Source organism: Mitsuaria sp. RG, from assembly GCF_028369275.1.
In the GTDB taxonomy this organism is placed as follows: Bacteria; Pseudomonadota; Gammaproteobacteria; order Pseudomonadales; family Pseudomonadaceae; genus Aquipseudomonas; species Aquipseudomonas peradeniyensis.
On sequence record NZ_JAQMYQ010000124.1, the window covers coordinates 1 to 364 of the forward strand.

1 protein-coding gene is annotated in these 364 nt (G+C 58.5%); it reads right to left on the bottom strand.

Annotation, left to right across the window (positions count from 1 at the left end):
• Positions 1 to 364 (bottom strand): immunoglobulin-like domain-containing protein (locus tag POF53_RS25960; protein WP_254465386.1); only part of this gene is annotated, 364 nt, incomplete at both ends.

Genomic DNA, 364 nt, shown 5'->3' on the forward strand with positions numbered 1-364 from the left:
AGCCTTGGCTTTGTACTCGGCTTCGGTCTGACCGGCTGGAATGACGACTTTGTCGCCGTTCGACAGGGTCACGGTCAGGTCGTGGTCGAGTTTCTGGCTGACCTTGACGGTGAAGGCAGGTTGCTGGTCTTCGGTGACATCGCCTTTGCCAACGATGGTGACGGTGACCTTGTCGCCCTGGTTGTCGGTGCCAGGAGTACCGGTGCCTGGCTCGTCGGTCACAGTCGTGGTGACCGAGTTGTCACCGAGAGTCAATTTCTCGAAGTTGTCACCACCGACAACCGATTCGATCTTGTTGACGATCGAAGGCTGGCCACCGACAAACACGTCGTCCGGTGCGGTGATGGTGAAGGTGCCGTTGGCA